General features: G+C 35.4%; 13 protein-coding genes. 12 read left to right on the forward strand and 1 reads right to left on the reverse strand.

All coding sequences use genetic code 11. The features are described from left to right. The first annotated feature begins 11 nt into the window (after positions 1–11). The 6 genes from HMPREF0077_RS03975 to larA all read left to right on the forward strand — a co-directional run bounded on the left by HMPREF0077_RS03975 (position 12) and on the right by larA (position 5455). On the forward strand, positions 12–1019 hold the full coding sequence (locus HMPREF0077_RS03975) for a TRAP transporter substrate-binding protein (RefSeq protein WP_004836677.1): 1008 nt from the start codon (positions 12–14) through the stop codon (positions 1017–1019). A gap of 9 nt (positions 1020–1028) precedes the next feature. Continuing rightward, positions 1029–1568, forward strand: a complete 540-nt coding sequence (locus HMPREF0077_RS03980) for a TRAP transporter small permease (protein ID WP_004836678.1) — start codon at positions 1029–1031, stop codon at positions 1566–1568. Continuing rightward, entirely contained in the window at positions 1568–2857 is a 1290-nt protein-coding gene (locus tag HMPREF0077_RS03985; protein ID WP_004836679.1) for a TRAP transporter large permease, read from the forward strand. The genes HMPREF0077_RS03980 and HMPREF0077_RS03985 overlap by 1 nt, the downstream gene beginning before the upstream one ends. Before the next feature lie 110 nt (positions 2858–2967). Further along, positions 2968–3534 (forward strand): chromate transporter, encoded by a 567-nt coding sequence (locus tag HMPREF0077_RS03990; protein ID WP_004836680.1) that lies wholly within the window; start codon positions 2968–2970, stop codon positions 3532–3534. Beyond that, on the forward strand, positions 3524–4081 hold the full coding sequence (locus tag HMPREF0077_RS03995; protein WP_004836681.1) for a chromate transporter: 558 nt from the start codon (positions 3524–3526) through the stop codon (positions 4079–4081). Before HMPREF0077_RS03990 ends, HMPREF0077_RS03995 begins: the two co-directional genes overlap by 11 nt. A gap of 99 nt (positions 4082–4180) precedes the next feature. Further along, positions 4181–5455: a nickel-dependent lactate racemase gene (gene larA, locus HMPREF0077_RS04000; RefSeq protein ID WP_004836682.1), complete on the forward strand. Its 1275-nt coding sequence runs from the start codon at positions 4181–4183 to the stop codon at positions 5453–5455. 120 nt (positions 5456–5575) lie between these two features. On the opposite strand, the gene HMPREF0077_RS04005 is transcribed toward larA, so the two are convergent. Further along, the gene (locus HMPREF0077_RS04005) at positions 5576–6781 is read right to left on the reverse strand and encodes a hypothetical protein (RefSeq protein WP_004836683.1); all 1206 of its coding nucleotides are present in this window, start codon (positions 6779–6781) and stop codon (positions 5576–5578) included. Between the two features lie 136 nt (positions 6782–6917). On the opposite strand from HMPREF0077_RS04005, the gene HMPREF0077_RS04010 reads away from it, so the two are divergent. From HMPREF0077_RS04010 to uxuA, 6 genes are all read left to right on the forward strand, one after another. Next, positions 6918–8111: a M20 metallopeptidase family protein gene (locus HMPREF0077_RS04010; protein WP_004836684.1), complete on the forward strand. Its 1194-nt coding sequence runs from the start codon at positions 6918–6920 to the stop codon at positions 8109–8111. Further along, the gene (locus HMPREF0077_RS04015; RefSeq protein ID WP_004836685.1) at positions 8104–8895 is read left to right on the forward strand and encodes a DUF3100 domain-containing protein; all 792 of its coding nucleotides are present in this window, start codon (positions 8104–8106) and stop codon (positions 8893–8895) included. The genes HMPREF0077_RS04010 and HMPREF0077_RS04015 overlap by 8 nt, the downstream gene beginning before the upstream one ends. Further along, entirely contained in the window at positions 8896–9348 is a 453-nt protein-coding gene (locus HMPREF0077_RS04020) for a hypothetical protein (protein ID WP_004836686.1), read from the forward strand. It abuts the gene before it with no gap. Between the two features lie 121 nt (positions 9349–9469). Then, a complete protein-coding gene (locus HMPREF0077_RS04025; RefSeq protein WP_004836687.1) occupies positions 9470–11125 on the forward strand; it encodes a glycoside hydrolase family 13 protein in 1656 nt (551 codons plus the stop codon). Positions 11126–11421: 296 nt separating this feature from the next. After that, positions 11422–13002, forward strand: coding sequence for a mannitol dehydrogenase family protein (locus HMPREF0077_RS04030; protein ID WP_040349397.1), 1581 nt, complete (start codon positions 11422–11424; stop codon positions 13000–13002). Between the two features lie 17 nt (positions 13003–13019). Continuing rightward, positions 13020–14090 (forward strand): mannonate dehydratase, encoded by a 1071-nt coding sequence (gene uxuA, locus HMPREF0077_RS04035; RefSeq protein ID WP_004836689.1) that lies wholly within the window; start codon positions 13020–13022, stop codon positions 14088–14090. Positions 14091–14187: the final 97 nt, after the last annotated feature.

The following is a 14187-nucleotide window of genomic DNA, read 5'->3' on the forward strand; positions in this document are numbered from 1 at the left end:
GGGAGCGAGCAATGAAAAGAAATAAAATATTGTGTTTAGCACTTGCTTTAGTATTATTATTTTCATTCTCTTCTTGCAAAAACGATACCACAGGAAAAGGAGGACAACTTGTAAAAGTAGCTACAGTTGTCGCTCCGACACATCCTGTAAATATTGCGATTAGAGAAGTATTTCTGCCAATGATTGAGAAAGAAACAGAAGGTAGGTATAACGTCCAATTATATGATTCTGGTAGACTTGGTGGAGAAAAACAACTTTTTGACTATACAAGGTCTGGAATTATAGAAATTACAGCTGTTGGAACTGTAATGTGGTCAGAGATAGATATGATGGCGACACCTGATTTCCCTTTTATTTTTAGAGATGTTAAGCATGCTAGGAAAGTTTATGAGGGAGAGATAGGCGATGAGATAGCAAAGTACCTAGAAGATAGAGAACCTTTAAAGTTTATGGCTTGGGCTCCTAATGGTGCAAGGGTTTTCTCATCATCAAAAGACCTTAAATCTATAGACGACTTTAAGGGACAAAAGCTAAGGATGCCTAACAATCCTATCCATGTAAAACTTGCCGAGGCCTTAGGGGCAAATGTTGTAATAATGGATATGAGCGAAGTATTTACTTCTCTTGAGCAAGGAGTTATAGAAGGCCAGGACAACCCTCTATCTACCTTTAGACAAGAAGGTTGGTATACAGTTTCTAAGGATATTTATGAAACAAATCACATGGTATCTTCGATTGAAATGTTAGGAAATAAGGAGTTTCTTGAAAGTTTGCCAGAAGAAGATAGAGCAGTTTTTGAGAAGGCTGCAAAATTAACAGCTCAAAGAGCTTGGGACATATATGAGCAGAGTATAGAAGATGATAAGAAATTCTTGAAGGAAAAAGGAATAAATATAACTGAACCAAGCGAAGAGGACTTCAAGAAGATGAGAGAAATGGCTAAACCTGTTTATGATTATTTATTTAATAAGTATGATTGGGCAGAAGACCTTGTCAAAAGAATTCAAGATGTGAAATAGGAGAAATGCATGAACAATTATAAAAAGTTTTTCAAATTGATAGATATTTTGCTAGGGATTATGATGGGAATAATGGTCGTTTTTGTTTTTCTTAATGTAGTTTTAAGGTTTGTATTTAATACGGGTCTTGCTTTTTCGGAAGAAGTTTCAAGATATACCTTTGTTTTCATGACCTTTATAGGGGCGATTGTTGCTATGAGAGAAAGCGAGCACTTATCAGTAGATATGTTGGTTAAGAGATTTCCTAAGAAGGGGCAAATTATATCTAGCATTATTGTAAACGTTATTTCTTTGGTGATGATGGTGATTTTAATGCTTGGGTCAGTAAAAATGGTTATTCAAAGTAGTGGAGCAAGAACTGCTGTTTTGGGACTTCCTTTCTCATTTCTGTATTCAATCTGTATTTTGTCAAGTGTGTGCATAGGGATATTGGCTGTAGAGAAAATATATTTGGCTATAAAATATCCTGACAAATTTAAACTACAAGCAAGTGATTATATAGAAAAAGAATTTGAGAATAACAAGCATGATGTTAAGGAGATAGACTAATGACACTAATAGTATTTATAATTTCATTATTAGGATCGATGGCGATAGGTTTACCTATAGCTTTTGCTCTTATATTTAGTGGTGTAAGCATGCTTGCTTACCTAAATGGATTTGATGTACAAATAATTTCTCAAAATATGTTTAATGGTGCTGATAGTTATTCTATGATGGCTTTGCCATTCTTCATGTTGGCTGGAGATTTGATGAATAGGGGTGGACTTACAAATAGGTTAGTAAAGGCTGCTAGTGCTTGGGTAGGACATTTTAGAGGTTGCCTTGGTTATGTAACTATTATAGCAACCTTGTTGTTTGCAAGTATGGTTGGCTCAGCAGTAGCATCTACAGCAGCTTTGGGCGGAATCCTTATCCCTATGATGGTTAAGGCAAATTATGACAGGGATGATGCAACAGGACTTGTAGCAGCATCAAACCTGCTTTCTCCAATCATGCCTCCTTCTGCACCAATGATTGTCCTTGGAGTTACGGCGAGTATTCCAGTTTCTCATCTATTCTTGGCTGGCGTAGCACCTGCTGTATACATATCAGTCGGCTTAGCCATTATGTGGTTTATTGTTGCTAAGAAAAGAAACATTAGCCCACTTGCCAAAAAGCCTTTCAAAGAGAGAATGAAGGCTACAACAGATGCTATTTGGGCTATCCTTATGCCAGTTGGAATTTTGCTTGGTCTTCAAACTGGAGCTTTCACACCAACAGAAGCTGGAGTTTTTGCTGTAGTTTATTCCCTAATAATTGGTTTATTTGTCTACAAGGAACTTTCTCCAAAAGATTTATTAGAAGGTCTTATTGCTTCAGCAAAATCAGCTGCTACAATAATGTTTCTTGTTGCAGCATCAGCAATTTCTTCTTGGGTAATGACGGTTGCTAATATACCTATCCTAGTGTCTAATCTACTTCATCCATTCATAGGCTCTCCTAGACTATTGATGTTAATAATCCTAGGCTTGATTCTTGTTATTGGAACAACAATGGATGTAAACCCAACTATCCTAATACTAGCACCTGTTGTGCTACCAGTAATCAAGGAAGCAGGAATAAATGAAGTGTATTTTGGGGTTGTATTTGTAATTTCAATAGTAATGGGACTTCTTACACCACCAGTTGGAACGGTGCTTAATGTGGCTAGTGCAGCAGGCGGGATAAGCATGGAAAGAGTTGTAAAATCAGTCTTGCCATTCTTGATGGTTGAAGTTATCATTATAATTCTTATGATAGTATTCCCACAAATTGTTATAGGTCCTTTCGAGTTATTGGCAGGAGTACAAGTCTAATTACTTTTCACACAGACGAGTTTTCTAGCTCGTCTTTTTTTGGATTTAAACTTAACAATAATAATATAAATGGTAAAATGGTAAGACTAGTGAAAAATTAAGGAGGTCCTATGGGAAGAAGTGAGAAGTTAGGTAAGCTTTTTTTGTCTACCTTGTATCTTTCTGCCTTCACCTTTGGTGGGGGTTATGTGATAATTTCTCTTATGAAAGACACTTTCGTAGATAAGCTAGGATGGCTTAAAAAAGATGACATGCTAGATATGACAGCTATCGCCCAATCAGCTCCAGGAGCAGTAGCTGTAAATGCGGCGGTTGTAGTAGGCTACGAGCTATGCGGTATTTTAGGTATGCTTGTAGCAATCTTTGCGACAATTATTCCGCCTCTTGTAATAATTTCTACTATTTCTATCTTCTATAAGGCCTTTATAGCAAATGCCTACATAGCAATCTTCCTAAAGGGGATGCAGGCTGGAGTTGCTGCACTAATATTAAAGGTTGTCATAGATATGACTAGGGATTTAATAAAACTTAAATCTCTAAGCTTGATTTTGGTAATGATCCTTAGCTTTATAGCTGGATTTTTCTTTGAAGTAAATATAGTCTACATAATTTTAACTTTAATTATAATAGGCCTAATTTATTCTTTTATGAAGAAAGGGGAGAAAGATGCTTCTTAGTTTATATCTAACATTTTTCAAAATCGGACTCTTCTCCTTTGGTGGGGGCTATGCGGCCCTTCCTATTATCCAACAGGAGGTTGTAACTTTTAACTCTTGGCTAAGTCTTTCAGAATTTAACGACCTTATAACCATTAGCCAAATGACTCCGGGACCCATAGCTATTAATTCTGCAACCTTCGTAGGAACTAGGATGGCAGGACTTATGGGAGGGCTTGTAGCAACCCTTGGTTGCCTAACACCTTCTGCCATAATAGTTGGAATTTTGGCTTATTTTTATAAGAAATACAAGGACTTAGCATCCATATCCAATGTCCTATATTTTCTAAGACCTGCCATAATTTCTATGATCCTAATAGCTGGAATTGATATACTAAGGACGGCCCTTTTTGGTCTAGGAGCCACTAATATTGTAAAAATCGACTTAAAGATGTTAGTTTTATTTCTCCTTTCCCTAATCATTATGCTTAAAAAAGATATTGACCCAATAAAGGTCATGCTAGGATCAGGTCTTATCTATCTCTTGGTAAATATCCTAGCTATCTAGCTAGAAATAATTAGGAAAAACATTTGCATTTATCCTAGTAATTCAATATAATAAAAGAAAAGCTTTTCATGAAGAAGAGCAAATAAAAAAGGAGTTTTTATGAAAATTAAATTGCCATATGGTAAAGCTTACCAAGAAACAGAAATTGATGACTCAAGAATTTTGGGAGTTCTAACATCTCACTTAGAAGAATATCATCCTGAAGATGATCAACTAACAATTGTTAAGAAAGCAATGGAAAATCCTATCGAATCTAAAAAACTTAAAGAATTAGCAGTAGGGAAAAATAAGGTTGTAATCCTAATAAGCGATCACACCAGACCAGTTCCAAGCAGATACATCCTTCCACCAATGCTTAAAGAAATTAGAGAAGGAAATCCGAATGCAGATATCACCTTACTAGTAGCAACAGGTTGCCATAGGGGCACAACAAAAGAAGAATTAATTTTCAAACTAGGCGAAGATATAGTAAATAATGAAAACATCTACATCCACGACTGCGATGACGAATCTATGCTAGTAACCCTTGACGAAAAACTTCCTTCAGGAGGAGATATAGTTGTAAATAAAATAGCTGCTGAAGCAGACCTTCTAGTAGCAGAAGGCTTCATTGAACCACACTTCTTTGCAGGCTTTTCCGGTGGTAGAAAATCAGTATTCCCTGGATGTTGCTCAAGAAAAACTGTAATGTACAATCACAACTCAGAATTTATCGACAGCAAATATTCCAGAACAGGAAATCTAGAAAACAACCCAATCCACAAGGATATGGTTGCAGCAGCAAGAGCCCTCGGTCTTTGCTATGTAGTAAACGTAGTAATAAACTCTGAAAAGAAAGTAATCCATGCAGTAGCAGGAGATCTCGAAAAGGCCCACGAAGCAGGAACAAGCTGGTTAAAAGATAAGGCAGGAGTGGAAAGAAAAGAAGCAGACATAGCCATAACATCAAATGGTGGCTACCCACTCGACCAAAACATCTATCAAACAGTAAAATCAATGACTGCCGCAGAAGCTACCATCAAAGATGGAGGAGTAATAATAGTTTGCTCAGAATCTGGTGATGGTACAGGAGGAGATGCCTTCTACAATGCCTTCCTAGAAGAAAGAAGTGTAGAAAAACTTTACAAGAGCTTCTTAGACAGACCAAAAATCGAAACCATACCAGACCAATGGGAATCACAAATACTTTGTAGAATCCTACTAAAGGCAAAAGCTGTTATCTATGTATCAGACTATGACAAAAAAGTCCTAGAAGACTTCCACTTCATCCCAGTCAAAAGCCTAGACGAAGCAATGGAAAAAGCAAACGAACTAATGGGCGAAGACAGCAAAGTAACAGTAATCCCTGATGGAATAGCAGTAATAGTTAGATAAAGGGCTCTTGCAGAATGAATAAATCGTCCCATCATTAGAAGAAACTCCTAATGATGGGACGATGATTATTCATATTTTAGCAACAGCCCCTTTTAAATTACGCTAAAATAAGCATAGCGATTAAAATAATATTTCTATAGCCTTTGAAGGCCTACCCTTACTTCCATCCTTTAGCATAAGGTCTTTAGCATATTCGCTAGATACTAGCTTGTTCATTATTCTATTTGCAGTCCTTCTAGTAACCTGTAGACTATTTGATATTTGGCTACTTGTAAGTATAGAAGTTTTCTTATTGCTTGTGTATAGACATATTTTTTGGATGTATTCTAGACTAACTCCTGAATTTACAGAAATTCTGTATAAGTCCTTCTTATCTAAGTTCATTACATCATCACTGCGTCCATCTTTAATAAACTTTATGGCTTCTCCGTTATAAAGAACTATAGGTTGACTTGAACTAATAAATTTTTTAGCATACATAGAATTATCTATGCCCTCTTTTATAGTATTACCACTGGCTAGGGAGATTTTAAGGTTTGTATCTTTGCCCCTAAAAACTCTTAAGCTATCTTCTAATTCATTTAAACTAAATCCCCTGTTGGAAATAACCAAAGTTTCACCATCTTGGTCTACAACTATACCTTCAAAAATAGAGGCGTAGTCATTGATTAATTTTCTTAAATGCGAATTTTTAGCATCTATATGAAAGTTGTGGATTAGGAAGGTCTGGTCTTTACTAGTTTTAAGGTTAATCTTATTAACAAGACCTTTAAAGTCATCCTCTATATCAATCTTGCAAGCTTCTAACCTAAAAACTGGAATCCCAATACTTTTTAGGACATTATAGCTATATCCGTAAGCTGTAAATACACAATCAGTTTTCCCTTTTTTATAGAGGTCAATATGGTTTAAAAGGTAAGAATTTTCTCCATAATCTGCATCATAACTAATTATTTCATAGGAATCTATATTTATATTATAGTCATAGATTAGCCCATCCAAAGTATCTTTATCTAAACAATCAAAAGAAGGATGCCTATAAGTCTTAATCTTATCATAATTTTCTAATAGACACTTGCTAAAACTTACAACTCCTCTTTTAGCATAAGTTACAGGAACATCAATCTCGTAAGAGTGAACTAACTTGTTGAATACTCCTATCCCACTTGCGAAAATTCCATCTATATCATTTGGAATACTATCTAAAATATTTGTTATTGAGTCAGTATCATCAATAACAATTTTTTTTAGGTCAAAATTTTCATTCTTAATTATCGATTCTATCTTATTTATGGACTCAATTGTCCCGATTAGTAAAATTTTCATATATTCTATTATAACATATATTGTATTTTTTAGTTGACGAATACGTTTTCTTAGTATATAATCATTTTAGGTCTTTTTAAAGACAAATAAAAGATAAATTAATGTAAATTTTATAATTTACGAAGAAAGGAAAGTTATGGATTACGAAAGATTAGCAAAAGACAAGGAAGACTTGTGCATCAAGATTAGAAGAGATCTTCATAGGATTCCAGAACTGGAACTTGACCTTCCAAGAACATCTAAGTATGTAAAAGAAAGGCTTACTGAATTTGGAATCGATTACAAGGAGTACATAAATGGTAATGGAGTATCAGCGCTCATTGAAGGAGCTAAGCCAGGCAAGTGTTTGGCTATAAGGGCTGATATGGATGCTTTACCAATAAAAGAAGAAACTGGCTTAGATTTTTCTTCTGAGATTGAGGGTCATATGCACGCTTGTGGACATGACAGCCATATGGCAGTAGCTTTAACAGCTGCAAAGATTATAAATGAGAATAAGGATAAACTAATGGGTAGTGTTAAGTTTATCTTCCAACCAGGTGAGGAGATTCCTGGAGGTGCAAAACCTATGATAGAAGAAGGAGTTCTCGAAAATCCTAAGGTTGATTACATAATTGGTATGCATGGTGGACATCTGGCTGATATTCCTCATGGGAAAATTGGCTTTAAAGATAATGAAATGATGGCTTCAATGGATAAGTTTACCATTAAGATTAATGGTCATGGAGGCCATGGAGCTAGTCCTCAAGCTACAGTAGATCCTATTATTATATCTGCCGAGGTTCTTTTAGGTCTTCAAAAAATTATATCAAGGGAAATTAATCCAGTAGATAGTGGTCTTGTCTCTGTTTGTAAAATCAATGGCGGTTTTACCCAAAACATAATCCCTGATCAAGTCGAAATGGTAGGAACAGCCAGAGCTTTGAGTGAGGATGTAAGAGATACAATAGAAAAAAGAGTAGAAGAAATTTCATCTGGAATAGCAAAAACTTACGGAGGAAATGCTGAAGTAAATTATGAAAGATTTTATCCAGTTTTAAATAACAATCCTAAGTTCAATTCCTTTGTAAGAGGTTTGGTAGGCGAAATGTTTGGAGATGATATTTATGAAATGGATAAAGCGGTTATGGGTGCAGAGGATATGGCTTTCTATCTACAAAAAGTGCCAGGAGCTTTCTTATTCCTATCAAACCTTGCCCAAAATCCTAACGGTGAAGTTTATGTAAATCACAATTCCAAGTTTGATCTTGATGAATCTTTATTCTATAAGGGAGTAGCTATCTTTGTAGCAACAGCCTTTGAATTTTCTAAAGGAGCTATAAATGAATAATATAGGAAGAAAAAACGAGATAAAAATGCATTTAGTTGTATTAGCTATTGCAATAGTTTCAGTACTAATAGGTGCAAAGTCTATTGATTTAAAGGGTATTAAAATCGTATTTTCACCGCTGATATGGGCAATGTTAATATCCTTCGGCATATATATGTTAAAAGCTAATATTTTGACTAAAGAAGATGCTCCTAATGCAAATGCTATGATGGGAATAATGCTTGCAGTGTTGATTGCAAAACTAGGAGTAACCAGTGGTGGTCAAATTGAAGCTATTAGAAAAGCAGGACTTGCTCTAGTTCTTCAGAATTTTGGTAATCTTGGAACTATAATTGTAGCTCTTCCTGTAGCCATCCTACTTGGGCTAAAAAGGGAGTCAGTAGGTATGTGTCATGCCTTGAGCAGGGAGACAAATGTTGGGCTTATCCAAGATACTTATGGAGCTGAATCTCCAGAATTTAGGGGAGTTATGGCAGTCTATATTATAGGAACTATTCTAGGTCCAATCATTTTAAGCGTGGTATCATCTGTTGCGATTAGTTTAAAGATAGTATCTCCTCTTGGAGCTGCCATGGGAACAGGAGCAGGTTCAGCCTCTATGATGACAGCAGGTTTATCAGCTTTAATTGCTAATTATCCAGACTTAGAAGCACAAATGACTGCCTTTGCGGGCCTTTCTAATCTAATATCAAGCGTGATTGCCCTACCTTTAGGAATATTTTTAGGTTTACCGCTAACAGAATTTTTATATAAGAAACTCACTTTTTTCAGAAAGGACAAATAGATGCAAAAATTTAAAACAGATATACCGGCCCTAATATTTTCTCTGCTATTTACAATCATAGCTTGTACTGTATGTAACATTATTGGCGAAGAAAGTCTTGGTGCCTCACTTTCAGGAATCATAGTTCTATCGCTTATAACCCTAATAGGCTACTTTTTATCCTATGTAGTGCCTTTGAAAAAAGTTTCAGCTGTGCTATGGATATCTATAATATCCATCCTTGTAGCAAGTCCGATTTCTCCAGTTTCTGCATTTATCGTATCTAGTGTAGGTCATTTAAGTATCAATGCCATAATAACACCTATATTAGGTTATGCAGGAATTATAATAGGTAAGGACTGGGGTGCCTTTAAAAAAGTTGGAGCTAGAGGAATTATAGTATCTATATTTGTAATAATAGGAACTTTCTTAATATCTTCCTTATTAGGTGATTTTTTCATGAGCATATTTTAAATAATTATCAAGAATCCGAAATCCTTAACAGGCTTTCGGATTTTTAATATTAATCTTTAAATAAGATATAAAATAGTATAATGGAGCAAAGGAAGAAAATAGAAAAGACTAAGGAGTTATTATGAGAAAACATTGGTGGCAGAGAGAGGTTGTTTATCAAATTTATCCTAGGTCCTTTAAGGATTCTAATGCTGATGGGATTGGTGATTTGAGGGGGATTATTGAAAAGCTCGATTATTTATCGACTTTGGGAATAAGCATGATCTGGCTTTGCCCAATTTATAAGTCCCCTATGGCTGATAATGGTTATGATATTTCTGATTATTTTGATATTAACGAAGAGTTTGGGACTATGGCTGATTTTGATGAGCTTGTCAGAGAGGCTAAGAAAAGGGATATCAAGATAATGATGGATCTTGTCTTAAATCATACATCTAATGAGCATGAATGGTTTAGGAAGGCCCTAGCTGATAAGGCTAGCCCTTATAGGGATTATTATATTTTTAGAGAAGGAAAAACTGAGCCAAACAATTGGAGGTCAATTTTTGGGGGTTCTACTTGGACTAAGGTCGATGGTGAAGATTCCTATTATTTTCACTCCTTTGCTAAGGAACAACCAGACCTTAATTGGGAAAATCCTAAAGTAAGAGAAGAGATAATAAATATAGTTAATTTCTGGATAGATAAGGGTATAGCTGCCTTTAGGATGGATGCTATAAATCATATCAAAAAAGATCTGACCTACCAAAGTGGCAAGGCTGATGGGGCAGATGGAAGGGTTTCTGTTATTAAGTTTGGAAGAAACCAAGAAGGCGTCGAAGATTTGATTAAAATTTTATCAGATAAGACCTTTAGGCCAAATGACTCGATGACAGTAGGAGAAACGGCAGGACTTTCCTATGAAAGCTACAAAAAATATATTGGTGATGATGGCTTATTTTCTATGGTCTTTGATTTTATACCTGCCAATTTCGACTTGATAGAAGAAACTTGGTATAAGAGGGTCGAATGGAAGGTGGCTGATTTTAGGGAGGCTATTTTTAACAGCCAAGAAAAAATACAAGCATATGGCTGGTCAGCGAATTTCATAGAAAATCACGACCAACCAAGAGCTACTACAAAAATTCTAAGAGAAGATGATGAGAATATAGACGCTATTAAGATGCTAGGGGGCATTTACTTCTTTTTAAGGGGAACTGCCTATATCTACCAGGGGCAAGAAATCGGTATGAAAAATTTTACTAGGGATGATGTAAAAGACTTCCAAGATATCCAATCTCTTGATTCCTACAAGAGGAGTTTGGAAGAAGGCTTTAGCGAAAAAGAAGCTTTAAACTTTACCAACCTAAGAAGCAGGGATAATCCTAGAGTTCCTTTCCCTTGGACTGATGAAAAATTTGGAGGATTTTCAGATAATGTGCCTTGGTTAAAGATGGCGAGAGAGTATCCAAAAATAAATGCTGAAAGCCAAATTGAAGACGAAGACTCTGTATTTAGTTTCTATAAAGATATGATAAATTTAAGAAATAATTCCTCCTATGCTGATATCTTAATCTATGGTGATTTTATAGCTGTGGAAAGTGAGGATGAGGAAATTATTGCCTATCAAAGAAAACTATCCGACAAGAAACTTGTGATAATTGCAAATTTCTCTAGGGAAGAAAAAGTTTGGCAAGTAGAAGATGAAAAAATTATCTTCTCAAATAAGAAGGCGGAACTTAGTGGAGGAAAATTGAAACTAGAAGCTTATGCTTTCGCAATTCTTGCTTGTGAATAGAAGATGATAGGGAGTAAGGGTCAAAGGAAATTTTCTTTGATTTTTACTTCTTTTTCTTTTGAAAATAATAGGTGAATTAAATTAAAAAAAAGGTTGACAAGAGGATTTTTAAATGTTATATTTATATCAGATGAGAATGTAAGCGATTACAAAAATAAAAGCGAAGTAAATATTTTTTTTGAATAAAATTGTAACCGTTTACAATAAATAAATCAAATTTTTTCTATAAAAAAATAGAGATAAGTTGCTTTATTAAGGGTATAAGAGGAATGAATTTAAAAGTTATGGAGGATATTATGGAACTAAAATTAGAAAATTTAGCTCAGATTCTAAAAGTAGTGGACAAGGGTCCTAACTATGATGTAAAAAAACTAAGAGAAGATTCAATCAAGGATCCAAAATGGCTTGCCTTTGGTTCAGGTAATATCTTCAGAGGTTTTATAGCAAGAGTTAACCAAGATGCTATTAATGCTGGCAAGGAGGATAGGGGAATTTCTGTTGTTGAATCATTCGATGAAGAGATTATCGAAAAAATTTACAAGCCTTATGACAACTTAGCTTTATCAGTTACCCTTCATAAGGACGGAAATTTTGATACTACTCTTATTGCTAACTTGGTTGAGTCTTTAACACTCAAAGATATGGACAGAATTAAAGAGATTGCCCTTAATCCAAATCTTGAACTTATGAGTTTTACTATTACTGAAAAGGGCTACAACCTTTATGCTTCAGATGGAAGCCTAATGGGAGTTGTTGCAGATGATCTTAAAAATGGACCAGCTAAGGCAAAGCACCTTATGAGCATTGTAACCGCTTTACTAAATTTGAGATTTAAGGAAAATGCAAAGCCACTTACACTTTTATCAATGGATAATGCAAGCCATAATGGTGATCTTGTTAAAAATTCAGTTATGCTAATTGCAAAGACCTGGCTAGAAAATGGTTTTGTGGATGAAGCTTTCATAAAATATATCGAAGAGAAGGTTGCCTTCCCACTTTCTATGATTGATAAGATTACACCAAGGCCTGCAAGTGAGGTTCAAAAACACGTTGAAGAACTTGGCTTTAGTGCTATGGAGCCAGTAGTAACTAGCAAGGGTTCATATGTTGCAGGTTTTGTAAATTCAGAAGAGGCTGAATATCTTGTAATTGAAGACACTTTCCCAAATGGCAGACCAGCTTTTGAAGAAGGTGGAGTATATATGGCAGATAGGGATACTGTAAATAAGGTAGAGACTATGAAGGTTACAACTTGTCTAAACCCACTTCACACAGTTCTTGCAACTTATGGTTGCATTCTAGGCCATACATCAATTGCAGAAGAGATGGAAGATGTTGAGCTTGTAAAACTCATAAAGAAAATCGGTTATGATGAGGGACTAAAGGTTGTTGTAAATCCGGGAATTATCAATCCAAAAGACTTCATAGATGAAGTAATTAATGTAAGGTTTCCAAATAAATTCATGCCAGATACCCCACAAAGAATCGCAACAGATACATCACAAAAAATATCAGTAAGATTTGGTCAAACTATAAAAGGTTATGTTAATGATGAAAGTCTTGATGTTAAGGATTTGAAATTTATCCCACTAGCCCTAGCTGGATGGCTTAGATATCTTTTGGGAGTTAATGATGAAGGAAAAGCCTTTGAACTTTCAAATGATCCAATGATGGATTATCTAAAAGAAAGCCTTAAAGACATTGAACTTGGCAAGTTCAAAGTTACTGATGGCTTAAAAGAATTATTGACCAATGAAAAGATTTTCGGCGTAAACCTAAAAGAAGTAGGACTTGATGAATTAGTTATTAAATACTTTGAAGAATTGTCAGCTGGCCCAGGTAGTGTAAGAGCTACACTAAAGAAATACTTAGGATAATTTAGGAGAAGAAGCTTATGAAAATGACCTTTAGACATTATGGTAATAACGACCCAATATCGCTAGAATATATTGCTCAAATTCCTGGAGTTACAGGAGTTATGGTTATGATGAATGAGTGGGAAGCAGGAGAAGTGTGGGAGAAGGATGTCTTTCAAGCTTATGTTGATAAGTGCCATGCTGTAGGACTTGAGTGTGAGATTATTGAATCTATAAATGTTCACGAAGATATAAAGATGGGACTTCCTACAAGAGATAAATATATCGAAAATTACAAACAATCCCTAAGAAATGTCGCAGCTTGTGGAGTAAAGACTGTAATATATAACTTCATGCCAGTTTTCGACTGGGTTAAGACAGACCTATACAAACAGCTTCCAGATGGCTCAAATACCCTTGCCTTTGATCAAGCTAAGGTAGAAGGCCTTAGCCCAAGAGATATGGTAAATGAAATCCTTGAAGGAGCTGGAAACTTTGAACTTCCAGGTTGGGAGCCAGAAAGACTATCTCAACTAGAAGAAGTTCTCGAAAAATACAAGGATATAGATGAAGATAAGCTTAGAGAAAACTACAAATACTTCCTCGAAGGCATCATTCCAACATGTGAAGAAGTAGGAATCAAGATGGCAGTTCACCCAGATGATCCAGCTTGGCCAATCTTTGATATTCCAAGAATAACTTCAACCCCAGAAGACCTAGAAAAAATTGTAAATCTAGTAGACTCTCCATCAAATACCCTATGTATTTGTACAGGTTCTCTAGGATCAAGAGTAGAAAATAACGTAGCAGATATAATTGCTGACTTTACAAAAAGAGGCAAGGTTGGAGCAATCCACGCAAGAAATATCAAGTTTACTGGCGAAAAACAATTCTATGAATCAGCTCACTTATCAAAATGCGGTTCACTAGATATGTATGCTATAATGAAAGCCCTTTATGATAACGGATTTGACGGTTATCTAAGACCAGACCATGGAAGAATGATTTGGGGTGAAGAGGGAAGAGCAGGCTACGGTCTTTACGATAGAGCCCTTGGAGTAGCTTACCTAAACGGACTTTGGGAAGCAATCGACAAGGCTAATAAATAGAAATTAAAGTACACAGTTTACTACGAACATATCCTCGATAGGAGGGGGTGAGTAATCGCCCTCTCCTAATAAAGGAAGATACTTTGGATAAAAATAT

Source organism: Anaerococcus tetradius ATCC 35098 (genome assembly GCF_000159095.1).
GTDB classification, from domain to species: Bacteria; Bacillota; Clostridia; order Tissierellales; family Peptoniphilaceae; genus Anaerococcus; species Anaerococcus tetradius.